Source organism: Kitasatospora sp. NPDC001547, from assembly GCF_042894165.1.
Lineage (GTDB): Bacteria > Actinomycetota > Actinomycetes > Streptomycetales > Streptomycetaceae > Kitasatospora.
In genome coordinates, this window is the sequence record NZ_JBIAVL010000007.1 from 236,955 (window position 1) to 256,693 (window position 19,739).

Sequence of the window (19,739 nt, forward strand, 5' to 3'; positions counted from 1 at the left end):
ACGCCGAAGGCCGTGGGACGGAGACCCGCGGGCCCGGCCCGCCCGCCGGGCCCCGGTCCCGAACGCCGCAGCACGGCGGCCCACCGGCACGCCTACGAACGGGCGCAGGTCACCACCGCCGGCACCACGGGCTGGTACGTGTGACGGCATGACCCTCTCCCGCCGCTCCCGGCGCCGCGCCGCCACCCTCCTGCTGGCCCTGTCCGCCGTGATCCCGCTGCTCACCGGAGCCTCCGCCGGCGCCGACCGGGCCGAGCCCACGACCGACGCCACCTGCGTGCTGAACTCCCACGGCGTCTTCGCCTCCGCCGTCGCCCCGGGGGGCGTCGACCTGCACCTGCCCAACACGCTCGTCCTGACCGGCACGCTCTCCTGCGTGGACGCCGCAGGCACGCCCTCGGCGAGCGGCACCTTCGAACGGGTCGTCACCATGCCGGCCACCGAGTGCACCGGCGACGAACACGGGGACACCGCGACCACGAACGTCCACTGGACCGACCAGACCGATTCCACCTTCAGGTTCGACAAGATCGACGTGGTGAAGGTGAACGGCACCGCCTCGCTGGTCATCACCGGCGCCGTCACGGCCGACAGCGCGCGCTTCGCCGACGACACCATCAACGCCGTGGGCACCGGCACCGGCGCCGGATGCGGCACCCCGGCCGGCCAGACCGTCGTCGACTCGACCATCGTGCTCCGCCTCACCCACTGACCACCCAGCCCGCCGGCAGCGGCCCGCCGGGAAGACGGCGCCCTCGACGCATCCGGCGCCGGTGGGGCGTTGTTCGGCCTGGCGGCGGACGGTGAAGGCCCCGCGCGGACAGCCCGTGCCGGGGCCGCAGCCGATGCTCTCGCTCCAGCATCGGCTCTGCGCGGTCGGGCCCCGCACCGGCGTCCACCCGAACCGCAGCGCTCCACCCCCACAGCACCCGGCCAGCCGGTGCGTGCTGTGCCGCTCAGCCGGGTCCGGTGCCTCCCGGCGGCGCGGCTGACGCCCGTTCACCGTGGCCGTGGTGCCGGTCCCGCCACAGACCCTGACGGACCAGGGCGGACCACCTCCCCGCATGCTTGTGCGACGTACTGAAAAGGCATGGACAGTGTCGGTGGGGAGGCGTAGAGTCGCCTGGCGTTTCAAGTCAGGTGAATAGGCGTGGAGGTCCGGGTGTGTTCGTGACGACCGGTCAAGCCGGGACGGCCCTGGGGTGCTCGATCCCGACGGTGAAGAAGCTGATGGCCACCGGCGTGGTCCCGGGCGTGCGCGAGACGGGCCGGCAGGTGTTCCCGCTGGCCGCGCTCCAGCGGCTGCAGGCCCTCCCGGCCGCCGACCTGACCGGGCTCGGCACCGGCGAGGTGGCGGTGCTGCGCTCGGACGCCCCGGCCAGAGTCGAGGAGCCGGACCGCGAGTGGATCGGCTTCGGCACGGCGCTCGACGGGACGCAGCTGCTGGCCGCGCTGTCCGGCTGGTGGCGGTGCGACCCGGCGCGGGTCGCCGCCGGCGGGGTGCTGCCGGTGACGGTGGCCGGGTTCGTCGTCGCGGTGCTGACCGGCCTGGCCGAGTGGGAGGCCGACGGCACCGTCGGCACCACCGGGCGACACCGCTTCCCCAGGGCCCGCCTGGCCGGCTACCTGACCGACCTCACCGCCCCCGTCAACGCCGCCACCCCCACCGACCCCGAGGACGCCCGCCTGGCGGGCCTGCTGCTCGGCACCCGCCTGCCGTCGGTGTCCGGTGGCCCGATCGCCTACGTCACCACCGACCCGACCACCGACGACGCGGGGGAGTGAGCCCGATGGACCGCAAGACGTACACCACCGAGCTCGCCGGCCTGCGCGAGCTGCGCACCGAGATCACCTCCGCCGAGAAGACGGTCGCGGCCGCGCAGAAGGAGCTGGACAAGCTCACCGCCCGGCGTGCGCGCCGCGTGGCCGGGCTCGCGGGGTACGAGGGCGCGAAGGCCGACGCCGTCGCGAAGGCCTCCGGCCTGTCGGTCGGCGACGTGGTACGGATCGCCCCGCTGCTGGACCCGACCCCGGCCGCCGTCCGGGCCGCCAGGGCCGACGACCAGTCCGCCGGACCCGGGCCCGAGCCCGTCCCCGTCCAGCCGCAGCCGCAGGCGCCGGAGGCCGCGCCGGCCGCCGAGCCCCCGCCCGCGCGCGCCCCGGTGCTGACCCGCCCCGCCACCGTCGCCGAGCCGCCGGCCCCCGCCGCCACCGAGGACCAGTCCACCGCCGAGCGGACCGCCCCGGCCTCGGCCGGGGCGCGCGAGCTGCCCACCCTCCCCGAAGGCCCGGCCGGTGCCCGGTTCGAGGCCGTGACCACCGGCCTGGTCTCCAAGCGCCCCAACTTCACCCAGCAGGCCCGCTCCACGGTGTTCCTGGACGCCGTGACCGGCGACCTCGCGGTGCGCGACCGCGTGGTGCGCCTCGACCTCGGCGCCCGTACGCCCGGCGAGGTCCTGGACGCCGTCCTGCACGCCGCGCCCGGCACCGAGCGGATCTACATCACCGCCGGCGCCCCCTGGCACCACGGCGCCGAGCGGTACTCCACGCTCAAGGACGCCGTCGCCGCCTGGCTGAACACCCCCTCCGAACGCTGGACCACCGCCGTCGGCTCCGGCCGCGACAAGCTCGCCGGCCACTTCCTCCACCAGCGCCAGCCCGTCGGCCGCTACGCCCCCGCCGCCGCCCCGGACGGCGCCAGCACCGAGATCCGCTCCATGGGGGAGTGGTTCGACCCGGACGGCGCCGACGTCGTCACCTGCCGCCAGGCGTTCACCCTGCTGTGGCAGGCGCTGCGCCGCCACTGGGACGACGCCGTCCTGATGGGCTCGCCGTCGCAGACGGGCCGGGACGTGGTCGCGCACCGTCCCGACCACCGGCAAGTGGGCCGGCGGCTACCCGGTGCTGTCCGAGGAACTGCGCGGCCTGCTGCACGCCACCGGAGGCCAGGGCCGCACCGAGCTGATCTCGCCCCCGCGCGTGCCGGAGCAGCTGCCCGCGCTGGTGGAGTACGACCGCACCTTCGCCTACGCCAAGCACCTGTGGAAGTCCCCGGTCGGCACCCCGCGCCGCGTCACCGCCGCCGCGTTCGCCGCGATGACCGAGCAGGAGCAGACGAAGGCGCTGATGTCCTGCTCCCACTGGAACGTCAGGGTCACCGTCCCGCAGGGCTGGAACCACGTCGGCCTGCTCCCCGCCCCGGTCGCCGGCGACCGCGCCTGGACCTACCCGTCCGAGCCCGGCGCCACGTTCACCACCTGGGCGGGCGGCGCCGAGGTCCACCTCGCCCTCGCCAACCACCTCGCGCCGTGGCGGATCGAGGTCCTCGGCGGCCTGCTCTGGGAGGACGGCAAGCCGCTCGACGAGTGGGGCAAACGCCTCAGGTCGGCCTGGGCCGACCTGACCAACCTCTCCCGCGTGCACGGCGACGAACGCCAGCGGCAGGCGGCCTACCTCGCGTCCCGCGCGGTCCGCGCGGTGCTGCTGTTCGGCCTCGGCGGCTTCGCCCAGCGCCCGCGCCTGGTCTCCGGCACCACCCCGCTGGGCGAGGCGATCCCGGCCGGGGTGGAGATCCTCGGCCAGGACGACCAGGTCGTCACCTGGCAGCGGCAGTCCGGGTTCTCCCGCGACCCGTACGCCCACCCCGAATGGCCCGCCTACGTGTGGTCGGGGGCCCGGGCGGCGCTGCTGCACACCCAGTACCGGCAGGGCAAGGAGATCGTCGGCACCGCCGGGGCCCTCCACGCCCGACCCGGCACCGTCGTCTACTTCGGCACCGACGGCATCGCCCTGACCGAGCGCCAACCCTGGCCCTACCGCGGCGAGGTGGGCGACTACCTCCTCAAGGGCCACCTCACCGGCCCCGTCGAGCACCCCGCCAGCCAGGAGCGGTACCTCGAACTGCGCGCCCTGGGCCGCGCCGAACTCGCCGCCGAGCGGGCGGCCGGAGGTGAGCAGCGGTGAGCCCGGCCGACCCGCAGCACCCCAACGAGGCCGCGAGGCTGACCCAGCAGCTGATCGACCAGGGCTTCACCAGACGGCAGGTGGCCAGGATCCTCGGCCGCGACGCCTCGCTCGTCTCCCAGTTCTTCACCAAGGGCAAGGGCGCGGCGTTCGTGACCGCGCTGCGCCAGGTCGTCCGGGCGGTGCGGGGCGGTGAACGCGACACCGAGGTGCTCGGCGTCGTCGCCCGGGAGAACGTGGAGCGCCGTCGCACCAAGGCCGGGCAGAAGGCCCGGGTGCGGGGCAAGGACGTGATCGGCGCCCCCGGCGGGAGCATGGCCGGCCGCGCCGGGAAGCAGGCCATCAAGTCCGGGGCCGGGCACCTGGCCGGCGTCATCCACGCGGCGGCGGCCGCCGACGGCCGGGTCGCGCTGACCGTGCGGATGCTCTCGCGCCACTTCACCCTGGCGGCCGGGTCGAAGGAGGACTCGCCCGGCGTCCGGCGCGGGGTGGTGCCCCGCGCGGACGGCACCGAGGAACGCGTCTACGGCTCCGCCGCCACCGGCGGCTTCCCCGCCGCCGAGTGGTCGCGGCGGGTCGCCGACTCGCACGGCGACGTGGCGCACGCCGTGCGGGCCTGGCTGGTGGGGACCGGCCGGGCCACCGAGGACGCCGAGATCGTCTACCTGGAGGTCCGCACCTGGACCCCCACCGGCCACCAGGGCTCCGACGTGCTCATCCGCTGACCCCGCGGCACCGTCTCAGGCGCCGGCGGAGGGCCGCGCCGGCCACCTACTCCGACGCCGACGCCTCGGCCGGGTGCGTCCAGAAGAGCGTGGACCTATCCGCCTACAAGGGCCGGACGGTGAAGCTGGAGTCCGCCCCGCCGAGGACCCCTGCCTGGCGACCGTCTTCCCGCTCGACGACGTCGCCATCGGCTGACCGCACCTCACCGCCGGCACTCCTGCGGCCGGATGCCCGCCAGGGCGCTCCGGCCGCAGGGGCCGGCGGTCAGGGCCCGGTGTGCGGGCGGGGCTGGGCGAACCGGTGCGCGGCCCGGTCGCCGAGGGCGGTGGCCCAGGAGGGCAGGGCGCTCTGGCCGGCCGCGTCGGCGCCGGGGACACCGTGACGCGGGGCGTCGCCGGCGGAGGGCAGGGCGCGGGCGGCGAGTGCGAGCAGGCGGGCGGTGGTGGCGGGGGCCAGGCCCTGCGCCCGGACGCCGATCTTCGCCGCGGGGGTGAGGACCAGCTCGGGGCGCCGGCGGGCGGCGGCCCGGACGATCGCCCGGGCGGCGCGCTCGGCGTCCATCGAGAGCAGCGGCGCGCTGGCCGCGGCGGCGAACCACCCGTACTCGGCCCCGGGGCGGCCGTGGAAGCGCGCGGCGGTGTGCGAGCCGGTGCGCATCAGTCCCGGCAGGACGGTGGTGACGCTGACGCCCGTCCCGGCGAGTTCGGCGCGCAGCCCCTGGGAGAAGCCCGCCGCGGCGAACTTGGCGGCCACGTAGGGCAGCAGGTGCGGTGCGGGGATCCGGCCGCCGACCGAGGAGACCGTCACCACCGTCCCGTCGCCGCCGGCCCGCAGGTCGGGGAGCGTGGCCAGGGTCAGGCGCAGCGGCGCGAAGTACATGGTGTCCATGGCCTGGCGGAAGTCCTCCTCGCGCAGCGCGTCCAGCGGGCCGACCTGGATGATCCCGGCGTTGTTGACGAGGACGTCGAGGGGGCCGAACCGCTCGTGCACGGCGTCGAGGAGCCTGCGCGGGGCGTCGGGGCGGGTGATGTCGCAGCTGAGGGAGGCGACGTCGGCCCCCTCGTCGCGCAGCCGCCGCTCGGCGCGGCCGAGAGCGTCGGGGTCGCGGGCGCAGAGCATCACGCGGGCGCCGTGGCGGGCCAGTTCCCGGGCCACGAGCAGGCCGAGCCCGCGGGAGGAGCCGGTGACCAGGGCGGTGCGGCCGGCGAAGCGGTGTCGTGGTGCGGTCATGGCGGAGGCCTCCCGGGTGTGGGCCGTGCCGGGGAGCACGGGCGGTGCGCTCAGGGCTTGAAGAGCACCTTGACGGCGCCGTCCCGCTTCTTCTGGAACATCTCGTACGCCCCGGGGGCGTCGGCGAGCGGGACGTGGTGGGTGGCGAAGGCGTCGACGCCCAGCGGGTCGTCGTCGGTGAGCAGCGGAAGGATGTCGCCGACCCAGCGGTGGACGTTGGCCTGGCCCATGCGCAGCTGGATCTGCTTGTCGAACATCGTGAGCAGGGGCAGCGGGTCGGTCTGGCCGCCGTAGACGCCCGAGAGGGAGATGGTGCCGCCGCGCCGGACGATGTCGATGGCCAGGTGCAGGGCGTGGAGCCGGTCGACGCCGACGTGTTCCATCAGCTTGGCGGCCATGGCGCTGGGGAGCAGGTCGGTGACGCGGGCGGCGAGCTTGGCGCCGGGCGAGCCGTGGGCCTCCATCCCGACCGCGTCGACGACCGCGTCGGGGCCGCGCCCCTGGGTGAGGTCGCGGACGGCGTCGGGCAGGTCCTTGCCGTGCTCGCGCAGGTCGAGGACGTGCACGCCCCGGTTCCGCGCGCGTTCGAGGCGTTCGGGTACGAGGTCGACGCCGATCACCTGCCCCGCGCCCCGGTGCAGGGCGATGCGGCAGCTCATGTCGCCGATCGGCCCGAGCCCCAGGACGACGAGGCTGCCGCCGTCGGGGACGGCGGCGTACTCGACGGCCTGCCAGGCGGTGGGCAGGACGTCGGAGAGGAAGACGAAGCGGTCGTCGGCGGGGCCGTGCGGCACCTTGATCGGCAGGTCGTCGCCGAACGGGACGCGCAGCAGCTCGGCCTGCCCGCCGGGGACCTGCCCGTAGAGCTTGGTGTAGCCGAACAGCGAGGCGCCGCTGCCGTACTCCCGCACCTGGGTGGTCTCGCACTGCGAGTGCAGGCCCTGCCGGCAGGTGTGGCAGGTGCCGCAGGAGACGTTGAAGGGGATCACCACCCGGTCGCCGGCGCGCAGGGCGGTCACCTCCGGGCCGGTCTCCTCGACGACGCCCATGGGTTCGTGCCCGAGGATGTCGCCTTCGTCGAGGAAGGGGCCGAGGACCTCGTAGAGGTGGAGGTCGGACCCGCACAGTCCGCTGCTGGTCACCCTGACGAGCACGTCGGTGGGGTCCTGGAGCACCGGGTCGGGGACGGTGTCGACTCGTACGTCCCGCCTGCCGTGCCAGGTCAAGGCCTTCATCGTCACTCCTCGTGGCGCCGGTCCGGTTCTCACCGCTCCCGGGCGTCTCTCCGCTGCCCGGTGCGCGAAACGGGCCCGGCGCCCCGAGCCGCCCGCGAACCGCGCGGCGCCCCCAGCGCGCCGGTACTCGCGGCCCGGCCGGCGGCCGTGGACACTGATCGCCGTGACTGATGCGCGCGAGACCCTGGATTACCAGACCTTCGGACGGGCGATGCGCGAACTCGCGCAGACGATCGCCGACGACGGCTACGAGCCCGACCTCGTCCTGAGCATCGCCCGCGGCGGGGTGTTCGTCGCGGGCGGTCTGGCGTACGCGCTGGACTGCAAGAACATCCACCTGGTGAACGTCGAGTTCTACACGGGCGTGGGCACCACCCTGGAGATGCCCATCATGCTGGCGCCCGTTCCCGCCGCGATCGACTTCACCGACAAGAAGGTCCTGATCGCCGACGACGTCGCCGACACGGGCAAGACGCTCAGGCTCGTGCACGACTTCTGCCTCGACCACGTCGCCGAGGTCCGCTCCGCCGTCATCTACGAGAAGTCGCACTCCCTGGTGAAGTGCGAGTACGTGTGGAAGCGGACCGACGACTGGATCGAGTTCCCGTGGTCGGTGGACGGACCGGTCGTCCGGCGCGGTGGCCAGGTGCTCGACGCCTGACCGGGCTCCGCACCCCCGGCGTCGGGGCGTGGTCCCCGTCCGGACCACCCCCCCCGCCCGGGCACCCCGCCGGCCGCCCCCCGGACGGTCAGGACGCGGCCACCGGCTCCCCGCCACCCCCTCGGGCCCGCCCGGCCGCCTGGAGCAGGCGCGGCGGCAGGTAGGGCGAGCGGACGTGGACGGCCCAGCCGCGGCTGCGGCGGGCGTGGCAGGCGAGGCCGAGGATGTGGAGGCTGAGCGGGGCACCGGGGTCGGTGGCCCGGTCGGCGACGCGGTGGTGGTCGCGGTGGGCCTCCAGGGCGTCCAGCAGGGCGAGGTTGAAGCTGGTCTCGTCGCCCCGGACCAGCTGCGAGAAGAGGACGACCGGGGGCGGCAGGAAGCTGCGGTCCCCGGCTCGTTCCACCTCCTTCAGGGCCCGCTCGGTGGCCGGGAGCGGGTCGGCCCCGCGCAGGTGGTCGTGCAGGGCGGTGCGGTACGAGGCGAACGGGGAGCGGTCTTCGGCGGCGATCGCCGGACCGGCCAGGACGAGCGGCTCCAGGTCCTCGGGACTGCCGGTGACCAGGGCGTAGGACAGGGCCGTCTCCCAGAAGGCCGGGCCGAAGTCCCTGTCCCGCAGGGCGGGGAAGCGCAGCCTGCGCCCGTCGATCGTCACCTCCGCCTCGGTGCCCGGCTCGGCGAGGGCGACCCGGAACACGGCGGCCCCCAGCTGGGAGCCGAGCCGCAGGTGGGCGAGCAGGGCGTCGGTGGCGTCGGCGGACTGCGAGGCGCGTGCCGACAGGAGGTAGCCCTGGTAGCGCAGGGCGCCCGTGAGCTCCCACGCGTCCAGCGGCTCGCCCTCCTTCGGCGTGAGGGCCTCCAGGGTGCGCCGCTCGAACCGCGCCGCGCTGTCCGCACTGAGCGGCCGGGCCGGCACCGGCCGGTCGAGGTCGACGGGACCGGCGGCGAGCCGGGCCACGGCGTCGGGGCGCGGGTCGCGGCCCAGACCCCGCACGCGCGGGCCGGGCGTCTCGAAGCCGGTGACCAGGGCGTGGGGGAGGTAGTCGGTGTCGACCGCCGGGGACCAGCCGTGGGTGCGGTACGCGAGGGCGGCCAGGGCGATCGGGACGAGCGGCAGCAGGCTCGCGGGCCCGCGGCCGTGGTGGCCGTCCTGGAGGAGCGCGAGGAGGGCGGCGTCGAAGGCACCGCGGTCCGCGTCGGCCAGGGCGCGCAGCGCGCGGAGGCCGGGCTGCGATGCGGGGGAGGTGGCGGGGAAGTCGGCCTCCTCCTCGAAGAAGTGGGCGACGAAGCCGTCGACGAGTTCGAGGGCCGGGGTGAGCGGCTCGTCGGGCATCAACTGCCGGGCCCAGCTGAAGGCCTCGCCGTGGGGGGAGACCTTGTCGGCGACGATCGCCAGGCAGAAGGCGTCGAGCCACTCCCCGGCGGTGACCCGGTGGCGGGGGTCGCGGTCCTGCCCGTACTCGGGGTCGTAGGACATCCCGAAGTTCGGGTAGTCGAGGAAGACGCTGAAGCGGTCGCGCGGGTAGTAGGCGGCGAAGGAGACGGCGCCGGCGGCGGCCTCGGCGGCGTCCTTGAGGACGGCTTCGGCCTCGGGGCAGTCCAGGGCGGGCCGGGTGGTGGACAGGGCCCCGAGGTAGTCCAGGTAGGAGTCGGTGATCAGCTGCCACTCGGTCGTGGTCATCAGACCGGCGCGGGAGTAGGAGTGCACCTGTCGCCCGATCCGGTCCACGAAGCCCTCGCCGGCCTGCGCCACCCGCTCCGCGTCCACCTGATGGCGTTCGATCCGCACGGTCCTGCCCCCTTGATCATCGACTCGGACCCAGGGTAGGCGGCGGGTCGGACACCCCGGTCCGCCGGGTCCTCCTAGCCCCGTCCCGCCCGACCCGTCCGTCCCGCCCCGTCCGTCCCGCCCGACCCTCCGTCAGGCCTGGCCGCCGCCTCCCGAACGGGCGGTGACCAGGCCGGACTCATACGCCGCGATGACCGCCTGGGCGCGGTCGCGCACGTCGAGCTTGCCGAAGAGGCTGGTGATGTGGTTCTTCACCGTGGAGTGGCTGATGTCCAGGGCCCGGGTGATCGCGGCGTTGTCCAGGCCGGCGGCCATCAGCCGCCACACCTCCACCTCCCGGGGCGTGAGCCCGTCCGTCCCGGCGCGGGGCGGCGCGGCGGCGACGGGCGTGCGGACGTAGGCGGAGATCAGCCGGGTCAGCAGGCGCGGGGCGACCACCGCCTCCCCGGTGTGGACGGTGCGGATCGCCGCGGCGAGGTCCTCCGGCGAGACGTCCTTGGGCAGGAACCCGTACGCGCCGGCGCGCAGCGCGGCCACCACGTACTCGTCCATGTCGAAGGTGCTCAGTGCCAGGACCCGGCACCCGGGCAGGACGCGGGCCAGCTCCCCGGTCGCGGCGACCCCGTCCAGGACGGGCATCCGGATGTCCATCACCACGACGTCGGGGTGCAGCCGCCCGGCGAGCGCGACGGCCTGCGCGCCGTCCTCCGCCTCGCCCACCACCTCGAAGGCCGGGTCGGGGGAGAGGATCAGCGACAGGCCGCGCCGCACCAGCGGCTGGTCGTCCACGATCAGGACCCTGATCCCGGGCGTCACCGGTACACCGCCTCCGCGCGCAGCCCGCCGCCGACGCGCTCGACGTGCTCCCCGCTCTGGACGGCCGCCTCGGCCGTCTCCTCCGCCGCCAGCGGCAGCTCGGCCAGCACGGCGAAGCCGCCCTGCGGCCGCGGCCCCGCCTCCAGGGTGCCGCCGTGCAGGGCGACCCGCTCGCGCATGCCGATCAGGCCGTACCCGCCGCGCACCGGTTCGTGCCCCGCGTCCTGGGACGGCCCGCCCCGGCCGTCGTCGCGCACCTCGACGGTGATCCCGTCCGTACGGTAGGTCAGCAGGACGCAGGCGCTGGCCGGTCCGGCGTACTTGCGCGCGTTGGTCAGGCCCTCCTGGACGATCCGGAACACCGTCAGGCCGAGGGTCGGCGGCAGCGGGCGGCTCGGCCCGCGCACGCCGAGCGTGGTCGGCAGCCCGGCCCGGCGGGACTCCTCCACCAGGCGGGCGAGGTCGTCCGCCCCGGGCTGGGGCGAGGCCGGGGCGGCGTCCGGTTCGTCGCCGGCCCGCAGGACGTCCAGCAGCTGGCGCATCTCGCGCAGGGCCAGCCGCCCGGAGGACTCCAGGGTCACCAGGGCCTCCCGCACCACCTCCGGGTTCGCCAGGTTGGCGCGGGCGCCGCCGGCCATCAGCTGCATGGTGGTGATGTGGTGGGCCACGATGTCGTGCAACTCCCGGGCGATGCGGCGGCGTTCGTCGGCCACCGCGCGGTCGGCCAGCAGCCGGCGGTTGGCCGCCACCTCGCGCTGCCAGCGGGAGACCACGAGGCCGGCCCCGGCCACGAGCGCGGTGGACGCGACGGCCGCGATGGCCGCCTCCGCGGACGGCACCGGGAAGCCGCTCTGGCCCAGCATCGTCACCAGCGCCGTCGCCGCGGCCGCGCCCGCGGCGACCGGCCAGGAGCGGTTGCGGGCGACCGAGTACACCGCCACCGTCAGGACGGCACCGAAGTGGATGCCCATCGGGGCCGACAGGTCGATCGCGTACTGGAACACCAGGACGGCGGCGAGCGCCCGCACCGGGTGGCTCCGCCGGGCGAGCAGCGGCACGCCCGCCAGCACGAGCAGGACGAAGCCCGGCACGCCGACGCCGCGGGCGCCCGCCACCTCGCTGACCAGCAGGTGGGCGAGCAGGTCCAGCGTGCCGACCCCGACGGCCACCAGCGCGTCCGCCTGGGTCCACGGCAGGCCCTCCGCGCGGCCGCGCGGCACCTCGCCCTCGGCCGCACCGGGGTGTTGACGCCCGTCCATCCTCTTCCCTCCCGGCCGACCAGCGTTGACGCCTCATTCTGGCACCGGCCCGACCGGCCCCGGATGGTCCCTCCGGCCGAGGGCGGGCGCACGGACCAGGAGCACGGTCCCGGGTCCGGCCCGCAGGGGGGAGCGGGGGCCCCGGCCCGGATCGTCCGCTGCCCGGACGCCCGGCCTCCCCTTCGCCTGATGGGCTGGAAGCCTGCCGGGAACCCCCGGCGACCAGGTTCGACGTTCGCGTCCACCACCCGGAGGGCTACCGTGATCCGCGCACTGACCGGATTCTCCACCAGACACGCCTGGAAGGTCATCGCCCTGTGGGCGGTGCTGGGCCTGGCACTGGCCGCGCTGAGCCCGACACTGCTCGGCCGGGTCACCCAGTCCCAGACCGGTGACTTCCTGCCGAAGAGCTACGACTCGGCCGCCGCCCTGCGGATCGCCGAGGAGCAGTTCGGGGTGAAGCCCGACGCCACCACGCTCACGGTGCTGGTCGCCCGCAACGACGGCAAGGCGCTCACCGACGGCGACCGGCGGCGGATCGAGACCGAGGCGGCGGAGCTCGGCCAACGCCGGGTCACCATGCCCAGGGACAAGGACGAGCCGGCGTTCCTCAAGCCCGACCGCTCGCAGACCCCCCGGATCGCGCCGGCGATGACGGCGCCCGACCGGAGCTTCGAGCTGCTGTCCGTCGAACTGACCGGCAGCGCCGTGGACGAGGGCGTCCAGGAGGTCTACCGGACCTTCCGGGACTCCGCCCGCGCGGAGTTCGCCGCCGCCGGGATGCGCACCGGATTCACCGGCGCACTGGCCGAGGCCGCCGACAGCGCGGACGACAACCGGGTCGCCGCGCGGATCGGCAGCAGCCTGGTCACCGTGCTGATCGTCCTGCTCAACGTGCTGGTGTTCCGCAGCGTGCTCGCGGCCGTGCTGCCGCTGCTCGCGGTCGCCCTGATCGGCGGCGTGGCGGCCGGAGCGGTGGCACTCGCCGCGACGCTCACCGGCCTGCGGCTGGACGCCTCCACCCCGGGCCTGATCTCCGTGGTGCTGCTCGGCATCGGCGTCGACTACCTGCTGTTCCTGCTCTTCCGGTTCCGCGAGCACCTGCGCGCCCGGCCCGACCAGCCCGCCCGTGCGGCGGCCGCCGAGGTCTCCGGCCGGGTCGGCACCGCGATCACCTCGGCCGCGCTGACCATCGTGGCCGCCTTCGCCACCCTGGGCGTGGCGAGCTTCGGGCAGTTCCGCTCGCTCGGCCCGGCGATCGCCGTCGCCGTCCTGGTCATGCTGCTGGGCAGTCTCACCCTGATGCCGGCCCTGCTCGCCGCCTGCGGCCGCAGGATGTTCTGGCCCTCCCGCAGCCTGGCCCGGCAGCCGCGGGCGGGCGCGGCCGCCCGCTACGGCGCCTTCGTCGCCCGCCGTCCGGTGGCCCTGCTGCTCGGCTCCGTCGCGCTGCTCGGCGCCCTCGCCGCCGGGATGACCGGGCTCCGGATGGACTACGGCCAGGGCGGCGACTCCGGGACGGCGGCCGCGGCCACCGCCAAGGAGATCGCCCGCGCCCTGCCGGCCGGCGTCTCCGACCCGACCACCGTCTACGTCACCGCGAACGACGGCGGCACCCTCGACCCCGCCCGGCTCGACGGCCTCTCCCGCGCCCTCGCCGGGACCGAGGGCGTCGGCCAGGTCGGCGCCACCGTCCTGAACGACAACCACCGCGCCGCCCGGATCGACCTCTTCCTCACCGCCGACCCGCAGAGCGCACGGGCCCGCGACCTGGCCTCCGGCCCGGTCCGCGCCGCCGTCGCCGCCCACACGCCCGCCGGGACGAGCGCCCACGTCGGCGGCACGGCGGCGATCTTCGCCGACATCTCCGTCGCCGTCGACCACGACCTGACGATCGTCTTCCCGGTCGCCGCCGTCCTCATCGCCCTGATCCTGCTGCTCCTGCTGCGCAGCCTGCTCGCCCCGGTGGTGCTGATGCTCGCCGTCGGCCTCGGCTTCGCCGCCACCCTCGGCGCCGCCACCCTGCTGTTCCAGCACGTGCTGGACGAACCCGGCGTCAACTTCACCCTCCCCCTGGTGCTGTTCCTGTTCGTCGTCGCGCTGGGCACCGACTACAACATCCTCATCACCGACCGGATCCGCGAGGAGATGCACCACCCCGGCCCGGCCCGCAGCGCCGTGGCCCGCGCCGTCCGCCACACCACGCCCGCCGTCGCCACCGCCGGCCTGGTGCTGGCCGGCTCCTTCGCCACCCTCGCCACCACCCCCGGCAGCGCCCAGATCGCCTTCGCGCTGACGCTCGGCATCCTGCTCTCCGCCGTCGTCCTCTCGCTCGCCCTGGTCCCGGCCCTGGCCACCCTCCTCGGCCGCGCCCTGTGGTGGCCCCTGCGCCCCACCCGCCACCACACCCCCGCCGCCCCCACCCCGCCCCCCACCCGCGCCCTCGTCCCCTGACCACCCGCCCCTGCGGCCCGCCGCTCCCGCCCGCCCCTCCCACCCGCCCCTCCTGACCGCCCGTACACCGCCGCCCGGCCCAACCGCCGGGCGGCGGTGACGACGACGGCCGCCTCCGCGGCACCTGCTCAGCCGCCGTGCGCGGGGATGCGGACGGCGAGGATCGCCATGTCGTCGTGGCCGTCGCTGGGATGGCGGTCGGCGAGGGTGCGGACGAGGTCGTCCAGGGGCTGGTGGGCGTGGGCCGCGGCGAGGTCGGCGAGGGCGTCCAGACGTTCGTCGATCGGGTGATCGGGGTGTTCGACGAGACCGTCGGAGAACAGCAGGACGGTGGCGCCCGCAGGCAGCGGGCGGGTGTGGTCCGGGCGGTGGACGTCGGGGTCGACGCCGAGCGGGATCCCGGGCTCGGCGCGCAGGTACCGGGCGGTGCCGTCGGGCGCGAGGACGAGGGGCGGCAGATGGCCGGCACTGCTCCAGTGCAGTGCCCAGCCGTCGCCGACGGGCTCGATCCGGGCCAGGCACGCGGTGGTGACCGGGAGGTCGGTGATGGCGTGGACGGTGTGGTCGAGCTGGGTGAGCACGGAGCTGGGCGGGGTCCTGCGGTCGTAGAGCAGCGCGCGGAGCATGTTGCGGGCCTGGGCCATCGCGGCCGCGGCGTGCAGGTCGTGGCCGACGACGTCGCCGATGACCGCCGCGCACGCCCGGTCCGGCAGGACGACGGCGTCGTACCAGTCGCCGCCGACGCTCGCCGGCTCGGCGGCGGTGCGGTAGACCGCGGCCCCGGAGAACGGGGCGAGGTCCGGCAGGGTGGGCAGCAGCAGGCGCTGGAACTGCTCCGCGCTGTCCCGCATGTACCCGAACAGGCGGGCGTTCTCGATGGCGATGCCCGCGGCTCCCGCGAGCGCGCGCACCACCTCCTCGTCCCCCTGGTCGAACGGCCGGCCGTCGCGCCGCTCGGAGAGGTACAGGTCGCCGTAGATCTCGCCGCGCACGGTGACCGCGACACCCAGCAGGGTCCGCATGGGCGGGTGGCCGGGCGGGAACCCGACCGACGCCGGATGGGAGGGGATGTCGTCCACCCGCAGCGGCTCGGGGTGGTGGATGAGGTGGCCGAGGACGCCGCGGCCGTGGGGGAAGTCGATGCCCGCGAGGGCGGAACGCTCCTCCTCCGTGAGACCGGCGGTGATGAACTGCTCCAGGCAGTCACCGGAGGGGCGAGCACACCGAGCGCGCCGTAGCGCGCGCCGGCCAGGTCCATCGCGGTGGTGACGATCCGGTGCAGCACCGCCGGCAGGTCGAGGTCGCCTCCGATGGCCAGCACCGCCGACAACAGGCCCTGCAACCGGTCCTTCGCCCGCGCCAGCTCGCGCAACCGCCGGGCGGCGCCCTCCAACTGCTGGTCCAGGTCCAGCCGCAGCCCCGGCCCGTCACCCCCGTCCGGCGGTCCAGCGGACTCCGCGCCGCTGCTCACCACGCTGCTCCCGCGATCTCGATCACCAGCCCACGGTAACCACGCCGCACTCCTGCGGCCCGGAGCACACGCACAGCGCACACCGGCCGAGCGACGCCGTGGGGGAGGCGGCCGCACGGGTGATGCCGTCGATCCGCTGGAGCCAGGGGGTGCACGAGGGCACCGGCCGGCGGGCCCGTATCCTGACCCGGACGACGCGGGCACGGCTCGGCCGTCGCCGTTGCCGCCGCCCCGGCGCAGCCGGGCGCCGCCCCACCCCGGGTACCAGAACTCCCGGCGAACGTCAGGGAGTCGACCAGTGATCAGCATGGCCGCGGTAGGGGGAGTGGCCCTGGTCGAACTGGGCATGGCCCTGACTCCCGGACCGAACATGATCCACCTCACCTCGCGCGCGATCACCCAGGGCCGCCGAGCGGGGCTGGTCAGCCTGAGCGGGACCGCCGTGGGATTCCTGTGCTACCTGCTGGCCGCCGCCGCGGGCCTGTCCGCGCTGTTCGCCGCCGTGCCGCCGGCGTTCACGGTGGTCAAGCTCGCCGGGGCCGCCTACCTGGCCTACCTGGCGTGGGGCATGCTCAAGCCCGGAGGCCGCTCGCCCTTCGCACCGGCCCACGACCTGCCCGCGCTCTCCGACGCCCGACTGTTCTCCACGGGCCTCCTGACCAACCTGCTCAACCCCAAGATCGCCCTCATGTACGCCGCCCTCCTGCCCCCGTTCATGGATCCGCAGGCGGGCCCGCACTGGGCGCAACTGCTCCAGCTCGGCGGCGTGCAGATCGTCGTCGGGCTCTCCGTCAACGCCCTGATCATGCTGGGCGCGGCCCGGGTGTCGGGATTCCTGGCCGCCCGCCCCCGCCTGATGACCACCCAGCGATTCGCGGCGGGCGGCCTGCTCGGCGTCTTCGCGCTGCGCACCGCCCTGTCCCGTACGACCGTCTCGGGCTGAGCCCTTCCCCTGCGCCGGAGACGCCGCCGGCGGTCCGCTACGTCGTGGCGGAGAAGGCGCGGCGGTAGGAGCGGGGCGGGACTCCGCGGCGCCGCACGAAGTGCTCGCGCAGGACGGCGGCGCTGCCGTAGCCGACCCGGCGGGCGATCTCCTCGACGGGGAGGTCTGTGGTCTCCAGGAGGTCCTCGGCCCTGCTCAGCCGCAGGCTCCGCAGCCAGGCGTGCGGGGTGGTGCCGGTCGCGGCGGTGAAGCGGCGGGCGAAGGAGCGTTGGCTCATCAGGGCGCGGCGGGCCAGTTCCGTGACGGGCAGCGGCTCGTGGAGGTGCTCGCGGGCCCAGGCGAGTACGTCGGCGAGCCGCTCGTCGTGGCCGTCCTCGGGGGCGGGCGCGGTCAGGTACTGGGCCTGCCCGCCGTCGCGGTGGGAGGGCAGCACCATGTCCCGGGCGACGGCGTTGGCCAGCGCGGCGCCGTGCTCCCGCCGCAGCAGGTGGAGGCACAGGTCGAAGCCCGCGGCGGCTCCCGCGCCCGTGGCGATGCTCCCCTCGTCGACGTAGAGCGCGTCGGGTACCACGGTGACCCCGGGGTGGCGGTCGGCGAGCAGGTCGGCGAACCGCCAGTGCGTGGTGGCCCGCCGGCCGTCGAGCAGTCCGGCGGCGGCGAGCGCGAACGTGCCGACGCAGTGGGCCGCGACCACGGAACCGCGCCCGTGCGCGGTCCTCAGCGCGTCGAGCACGGCGGGGGCCGGTGGCGTGCGGAAACCGGCCCAGGGCAGGGCGATGACCAGATCGGCGTCGGCGAGCCGGTCCGGTCCGTGCGCGACGGACAGCGGCACGCCGCAGTCCGCGGGCACCGGGCCGGGCCGGTCGGCGCACAGGGTGAGGTCGAAACCGGGCAGCGCCGCTCCGTGGGGGCCGAAGACCTCGGTGACGATGCCGACGGCGAGCATGCCGACGCCGGGAGGGACGTACGCGGCGACGGTCTTGAAGGGCGGCATGGGCGCAGTGTGGCACACGGTTGGCACGAATCCTGCGATCACTGGCAGATCTGCCACTCGTTGATGATCATCAGGCGCGGAAGGCTTGGGGCCATGACAGACGCACCGCTCGGCCGCAGCGCCGTGTACCAGGTCCTGACCACCGGCTACGTGGGCTCCACCGGCCCCGGAGTCGCCGCGACCGTCTCCTACGTGTCCGACGCGGGACGGCACGTGATCTTCGACCCGGGCATGGTGGCGAGCCGCGACGACATCCTCGTCCCGCTCGCGGAGCTGGGGCTCGGCCCCGAGGACATCACCGACGTGGTGCTCAGCCACCACCACCCGGACAACACCATGAACGCCGGCCTCTTCGCCCGCGCCCGGGTGCACGACCACAAGGTGGAGTACCTGGACGACCAGTGGACGAACCGGGACGCGGAGGGCTACGAGCTCACCCCGTCGCTGCGGCTGATCCGCACCCCGGGCCACAGCCCCGAGGACATCACGCTGCTCGCGGGCACGGACTCGGGCGTGGTGGCCTTCGCCGGCGACCTGTGGTGGCACGCGGACGGCCCGGCGGACGACCCGGTGGCCCCCGACCGGGAGGTGCTGCGCGCGTCCCGGCTGCGGGTGCTGGCCGCCGCGGACCTGATCGTGCCCGGCCACGGCGCCCCGTTCAAGGGCGACGACACCACCCCGCGCTAGCGGTCCCGTCAGGTGGTCGGTGGCCTGTACCCGGAGGCCGGCCACCTGACGCGACCGCGCGCGGGCGCCGCGGGCGCCGCGCGGCCGTTCAGGCCGGGGCGATGACGAAGCCGCTGCGGGGGCGGGCGATCACCCGGCTCAGCGGGATGCCGAGGTCCTGGTCGGGGACCGTGTAGTCGAGGCGGGCCAGCCGTGGGGCGAGGGACTCCAGCAGCCCGACCACGACGCCCTCGCCCGGGCAGCGGTGGCCGGTCGCGGCGTCGCCTCCGCCCTGGGGGATCAGCTCCTGCGGGTCGGCGGGCCGGTCGAGGAAGCGCTGGGGGCGGAAGCGGTAGGGGTCGCCCCACAGGTCGGCGTCGTGGTTCTGCCCGTAGAGGTCGAGCAGGACCAGGGTGTCGGCCGGGATCTGCTCGCCCGCGAAGACCAGGCCGGCGGCCGCCTTGCCGCCGACGAACGGGGCGAAGGGGTAGAAGCGGCGCACCTCCTGGGCGAAGGCGGTCGCGAAGGCGCCGTCGCCCTCGGCCAGCGGTCCGCGGTGCTCGGGCCAGCGGTGCAGGGCGTGGGCCGTGAAAGCGGTGAACCAGCAGACGGCGGTGGTGGGCCGCAGGATGTTCAGCAGCTCCACCGCCGCGACCCGCGCGGGCAGCGGTTCGCCGTCGGCGTCCCGGTGCGCGGCCACGACGTGGACGGCGCTACCCGCCGGCACGCGCAGCGAGCCGTCGCGGACGGCTTCGACCAGCTCGGCGAGCGAGCGCTCCCGGCGCCGGCGGGCCAGCCGGGCCCGCCAGTGCCGCGGGCCCGGGGTGGAGAAGCCGTCCACCATGGCGACCAGGTCGCGGGCGAACGGCGCCACCTCGTCGTCGTGCAGCGTGAGACCGGCCCAGCGGGCGACGCCCGCGGCCAGCACCTCGGCCGCCGCGTCCAGCACGACGACCCGGCCGCGATCGCGCCAGGCCGGTACCGCGGCGTCCCAGGCCGCGCCCACGTCCTGGACCAGTCGGCCCCGCCGCTGCGGATCGGCGAGCAGGCCGAGGAACATCGCCTTGCGCAGCTGGTGCTCCGGCCCGTCGAGGCCGTGGACGGCGCCTTGGCCGAAGAGGGTGCTGAGTACCGGTTCCGGCAGCGCGCCGGCGCGCCGGATGTGGCGCTCGTCGTAGAAGAACCGCACCGCCTCGGGGCCGTGCAGGACGACGGCGGGCCGCCCGAGCAGCCGGGTGCGCAGCACCGGGCCCGGCCGGCGGCGCCGCTCGTCGGGTAGCCACGCGTAGCCGTGCAGCAGCAGCGACAGGGTGCTGTCGCTCCGGGGGAAGGTTCCTTGGTCCATGGGGCGTCGGCTGCCCTGGGGGCGCGAGGTGAAACCGGGACGCCGGGGCGCCGGAGTGTCGCCTGGGACGGCCGGCCCGGACCGGGCGCGCGCCCTGCGGGGGACCGGCCGACCCCACAACCGGATAGTTCATCCGTTCCTGTGCTACCGTTCCGACAAGCGGATGACTTATCCGTATTTCTTCGGGGTGGAG

The 19,739-nt window shown here is 75.6% G+C and carries 16 protein-coding genes and 1 pseudogene; 9 read left to right on the plus strand and 8 right to left on the minus strand.

The genetic code is table 11. The annotated features are described in order from the left end of the window. Positions 1–12 precede the first annotated feature (12 nt). The 5 genes from ACFY0X_RS16375 to ACFY0X_RS16395 all read left to right on the plus strand — a co-directional run bounded on the left by ACFY0X_RS16375 (position 13) and on the right by ACFY0X_RS16395 (position 4,688). The gene (locus tag ACFY0X_RS16375) at positions 13–144 is read left to right on the plus strand and encodes a hypothetical protein (protein WP_387754702.1); all 132 of its coding nucleotides are present in this window, start codon (positions 13–15) and stop codon (positions 142–144) included. A gap of 4 nt (positions 145–148) precedes the next feature. After that, positions 149–712 (plus strand): hypothetical protein, encoded by a 564-nt coding sequence (locus ACFY0X_RS16380; RefSeq protein WP_387754705.1) that lies wholly within the window; start codon positions 149–151, stop codon positions 710–712. Positions 713–1,170: 458 nt separating this feature from the next. After that, on the plus strand, positions 1,171–1,785 hold the full coding sequence (locus tag ACFY0X_RS16385) for a DNA-binding protein (RefSeq protein ID WP_387754708.1): 615 nt from the start codon (positions 1,171–1,173) through the stop codon (positions 1,783–1,785). Between the two features lie 1,116 nt (positions 1,786–2,901). Continuing rightward, positions 2,902–3,963 (plus strand): hypothetical protein, encoded by a 1,062-nt coding sequence (locus tag ACFY0X_RS16390; RefSeq protein WP_387754711.1) that lies wholly within the window; start codon positions 2,902–2,904, stop codon positions 3,961–3,963. Beyond that, positions 3,960–4,688: a helix-turn-helix domain containing protein gene (locus tag ACFY0X_RS16395; RefSeq protein WP_387754714.1), complete on the plus strand. Its 729-nt coding sequence runs from the start codon at positions 3,960–3,962 to the stop codon at positions 4,686–4,688. Before ACFY0X_RS16390 ends, ACFY0X_RS16395 begins: the two co-directional genes overlap by 4 nt. Before the next feature lie 265 nt (positions 4,689–4,953). Here the strand turns inward: ACFY0X_RS16395 and ACFY0X_RS16400 are convergent, their stop codons facing one another. Beyond that, positions 4,954–5,919, minus strand: coding sequence for an SDR family NAD(P)-dependent oxidoreductase (locus tag ACFY0X_RS16400; RefSeq protein WP_387754717.1), 966 nt, complete (start codon positions 5,917–5,919; stop codon positions 4,954–4,956). Positions 5,920–5,969: 50 nt separating this feature from the next. Beyond that, positions 5,970–7,154, minus strand: a complete 1,185-nt coding sequence (locus tag ACFY0X_RS16405; protein WP_387754720.1) for a zinc-dependent alcohol dehydrogenase — start codon at positions 7,152–7,154, stop codon at positions 5,970–5,972. A 163-nt stretch (positions 7,155–7,317) separates the two neighbouring features. On the opposite strand from ACFY0X_RS16405, the gene ACFY0X_RS16410 reads away from it, so the two are divergent. Then, positions 7,318–7,815: a phosphoribosyltransferase gene (locus ACFY0X_RS16410; RefSeq protein ID WP_387754723.1), complete on the plus strand. Its 498-nt coding sequence runs from the start codon at positions 7,318–7,320 to the stop codon at positions 7,813–7,815. An 88-nt stretch (positions 7,816–7,903) separates the two neighbouring features. Here the strand turns inward: ACFY0X_RS16410 and ACFY0X_RS16415 are convergent, their stop codons facing one another. From ACFY0X_RS16415 to ACFY0X_RS16425, 3 genes are all read right to left on the minus strand, one after another. Further along, entirely contained in the window at positions 7,904–9,601 is a 1,698-nt protein-coding gene (locus ACFY0X_RS16415; RefSeq protein ID WP_387754726.1) for an Imm49 family immunity protein, read from the minus strand. 132 nt (positions 9,602–9,733) lie between these two features. Continuing rightward, positions 9,734–10,417, minus strand: a complete 684-nt coding sequence (locus tag ACFY0X_RS16420; protein ID WP_387754729.1) for a response regulator — start codon at positions 10,415–10,417, stop codon at positions 9,734–9,736. Continuing rightward, positions 10,414–11,676: a sensor histidine kinase gene (locus ACFY0X_RS16425; RefSeq protein ID WP_387754732.1), complete on the minus strand. Its 1,263-nt coding sequence runs from the start codon at positions 11,674–11,676 to the stop codon at positions 10,414–10,416. Before ACFY0X_RS16425 ends, ACFY0X_RS16420 begins: the two co-directional genes overlap by 4 nt. Positions 11,677–11,937: 261 nt before the next feature. On the opposite strand from ACFY0X_RS16425, the gene ACFY0X_RS16430 reads away from it, so the two are divergent. Next, positions 11,938–14,127, plus strand: coding sequence for an MMPL family transporter (locus tag ACFY0X_RS16430; RefSeq protein ID WP_387754734.1), 2,190 nt, complete (start codon positions 11,938–11,940; stop codon positions 14,125–14,127). Positions 14,128–14,255: 128 nt separating this feature from the next. Here ACFY0X_RS16430 and ACFY0X_RS16435 read toward each other — a convergent pair. Further along, positions 14,256–15,544 (minus strand): annotated as a pseudogene (locus ACFY0X_RS16435) (PP2C family protein-serine/threonine phosphatase). Positions 15,545–15,896: 352 nt separating this feature from the next. Between ACFY0X_RS16435 and ACFY0X_RS16440 the strand changes: the two are divergent. Continuing rightward, the gene (locus ACFY0X_RS16440) at positions 15,897–16,541 is read left to right on the plus strand and encodes a LysE family translocator (protein WP_387754737.1); all 645 of its coding nucleotides are present in this window, start codon (positions 15,897–15,899) and stop codon (positions 16,539–16,541) included. Between the two features lie 37 nt (positions 16,542–16,578). Here the strand turns inward: ACFY0X_RS16440 and ACFY0X_RS16445 are convergent, their stop codons facing one another. Further along, positions 16,579–17,535, minus strand: coding sequence for a GlxA family transcriptional regulator (locus tag ACFY0X_RS16445; protein WP_387754740.1), 957 nt, complete (start codon positions 17,533–17,535; stop codon positions 16,579–16,581). A 93-nt stretch (positions 17,536–17,628) separates the two neighbouring features. Between ACFY0X_RS16445 and ACFY0X_RS16450 the strand changes: the two genes are divergently transcribed. Beyond that, positions 17,629–18,222, plus strand: coding sequence for an MBL fold metallo-hydrolase (locus ACFY0X_RS16450; RefSeq protein WP_387754743.1), 594 nt, complete (start codon positions 17,629–17,631; stop codon positions 18,220–18,222). An 88-nt stretch (positions 18,223–18,310) separates the two neighbouring features. On the opposite strand, the gene ACFY0X_RS16455 is transcribed toward ACFY0X_RS16450, so the two are convergent. Further along, positions 18,311–19,546 carry a cytochrome P450 gene (locus tag ACFY0X_RS16455; RefSeq protein WP_387754746.1) on the minus strand — a complete coding sequence of 412 codons (1,236 nt, stop codon included), beginning with the start codon at positions 19,544–19,546 and terminating at the stop codon, positions 18,311–18,313. Between the last annotated feature and the right edge of the window lie 193 nt (positions 19,547–19,739).

Excerpts from the sequence above, each read along its gene's own strand:
- ACFY0X_RS16380 (WP_387754705.1), top strand. The coding sequence starts at position 149 with ATGACCCTCTCCCGCCGCTCCCGGCGCCGCGCCGCCACCCTCCTGCTG.
- ACFY0X_RS16400 (WP_387754717.1), bottom strand. The coding sequence starts at position 5,919 with ATGACCGCACCACGACACCGCTTCGCCGGCCGCACCGCCCTGGTCACC.
- ACFY0X_RS16405 (WP_387754720.1), bottom strand. The coding sequence starts at position 7,154 with ATGAAGGCCTTGACCTGGCACGGCAGGCGGGACGTACGAGTCGACACC.
- ACFY0X_RS16425 (WP_387754732.1), bottom strand. The coding sequence starts at position 11,676 with ATGGACGGGCGTCAACACCCCGGTGCGGCCGAGGGCGAGGTGCCGCGC.
- ACFY0X_RS16445 (WP_387754740.1), bottom strand. The coding sequence starts at position 17,535 with ATGCCGCCCTTCAAGACCGTCGCCGCGTACGTCCCTCCCGGCGTCGGC.
- ACFY0X_RS16450 (WP_387754743.1), top strand. The coding sequence starts at position 17,629 with ATGACAGACGCACCGCTCGGCCGCAGCGCCGTGTACCAGGTCCTGACC.
- ACFY0X_RS16455 (WP_387754746.1), bottom strand. The coding sequence starts at position 19,546 with ATGGACCAAGGAACCTTCCCCCGGAGCGACAGCACCCTGTCGCTGCTG.